The organism is Streptomyces sp. NPDC051051 (genome assembly GCF_040682975.1).
In the GTDB taxonomy this organism is placed as follows: domain Bacteria; phylum Actinomycetota; class Actinomycetes; order Streptomycetales; family Streptomycetaceae; genus Streptomyces.
The window spans coordinates 1-2,205 of the sequence record NZ_JBFBCB010000136.1; the positions used below are offsets into that span (position 1 = coordinate 1).

The 2,205-nt window shown below is 71.2% G+C and carries 1 protein-coding gene; it reads left to right on the top strand.

The features are described 5' to 3' along the window. The coding region (locus AB0N31_RS36440; RefSeq protein ID WP_366062830.1) for a hypothetical protein at window positions 1–2,205 on the top strand (2,205 nt) is incomplete at both ends.

A 2,205-nucleotide genomic window follows, 5' to 3' on the forward strand; every position in this document is an offset into this window, starting at 1 on the left:
CACCTGACGGTGGATCTGGTGGGCCGGGACCGGGCGATGGACCAGGTGTCGTGGTGGGCGGATGCCGCCCCGGTGCAGTTGGTGCACGAGCTGACGCACCAGTTGGGTCTGCGGGACGAGTACCGGGAGGCCGACGCCCCGCACCGCCCGCACGTTCCCGGCAGCCTGCTCGGCGACCTGGACGCGGCCCCGGAGGAGGCCTCCCTGGTCACGGCCGGTCTCCGCGACCGGCACCTGGCCCTGCTGGGAGCGCTGATCGGGGACGTGGCCCCGGCGCCCGAGGAGGTCGGCCGGAACTGGGAGGAGGCCCGCAGCGCGGCCGTCCCCGACACACGCGAGGCGGTGTGGGTGGACCCGGTCTCCCTGCCCCGGCACACCGATGACACGGCGTCCCCCGGCGACACGACACTCACCGACGACACGACGCCTGCAGACGGCACGACGCTCGCCGGTGTCCCCGCCCGCATGCCGCAGGACGCGAGCCAGCCTCCCGGCGAGTCGGCGGCGCCGACCCACGTGCCCTTCACCTCCGGGAACTTCGAGTTCACCAACCTCAAGCACACGAACGAGAACTACCGCGACAAGGCGATCCGCATCATCGAGACGCTGCGCGGGCACGACACCATCCGCGAGTACGTCGGTGGCCGGCCGGTCCGCATCACCCTGCACGTGCGGACCACGGAAACGCCCGCCGACGTGATCGACCGCGGTGCGGACGGTGTCGACATCAACCTGGCGAGCTACTACTTCGAGAAGTACGACATCGGCTACGTGATGGGCATGCTGGCCCACGAGATCGGCCTGCACCCGCTGGCCTCGCGGGACCGGAACATCCCCGACGAGGAGGCGATGTTCGCGAACTTCCCGCTGACCGTGCCGGGGCTGGAGGAGTCGAGCCCGCCGCGCACCATGAGCACGGAGGGCGCCGGCCAGGCCGACCACGTCATGGCCGCCTACCCGAGCAGCACCCGGCACCGTATCTACCGCGACATCGTCCTGGAGATGGGCCGTGTCCTGGCCGAGGACGCACGCAACGGGGAGGAGGGCGCCAGGACCACGGACGTCACCGACCTTTTCGACACCTACCTCATGGACCTGGCCACGATCGCCGTCACCAACGACCGGCGTAAGGACGCGGCTTGGGAACCCCGCAACACGGCGAAGGTCTACAACGCCTACCGGACGCGGCTCATCGCCCAGTTGGCGCAGGACAGCCCGCTCCGGAACCTCGTGCCGCCGGAGAAGGTCTGGTGGAAGGTGACGGGTGGTTTCCTCGGCCTCGGCGCCAGCTTCACCTTCACCAACAAGGGCGACAGCATTCAGACCGCCGCGCCGGAGCCCGCCGGCGGCCCGGCCGAAGCCCGGCCCCGCCTGCGGCAGGCCGACCCGGACCCCTCGCCCCACGATCCGTCCCTCCCGGCACGTCCGCACGGGGCCCGTGACGGCCGTCCCCGGTTCGTGGTGCGCTCGGGCTTCGACGCCCGCCGGTTCATGCACGCCGGTGATCCGGTCACCGATCTCACGGTGCGGGTCGCGCTGCGCGGCACGGAGGATCAGAGCGCGCGCGTACGTGAACAACTGAGCCTGGGTGTCGAGGAGTTCCTGAACGGCCGCGCCTATCGGCTGCCGAGCGGCGACCGTCTGCACGTGACGGTGGAGTTCGTCGACCCGGCCGGTTCGCCGCATCTGACGGTGGATCTGGTGGGCCGTGATGTGGCGATGGACCAGGTGTCGTGGTGGGCGGATGCCGATCCGGTGCAGTTGGTGCACGAGCTGACGCACCAGTTGGGTCTGCGGGACGAGTACCGGGACGCCGACTCCCCGCACCGCCCGCACATCCTCGGCAGCCTGCTCGGCGACCTCGACGCGGCCCCGGAGGACTCCTCCCTCGTCGCGGCCGGTCTGCGCGATCGCCACCTCGCCCTGCTCGGCGCACTGATCGGGGAGGACGTGACCCCGGCGCCGGAGGAGACCGACCTCAGCTTCGCGGAGGCCCGCAGCGCGGCCGTCCCCGACACGCGCGAGGCGGTGTGGGTGGACCCGGTGTCCCTGCCCCGGACCGCGGACGACACGACGGTCACCGAGGTCCCCGCTCACATGCCGCAGGGCGCGGATGTGGTGCCGGTGCCGCCGGGGCCGGTGCTGCGTCCGTTCAAGTTGGGGAATTTCGAGTTCACGAATTTGAATCAGACGGACCGGTATGTC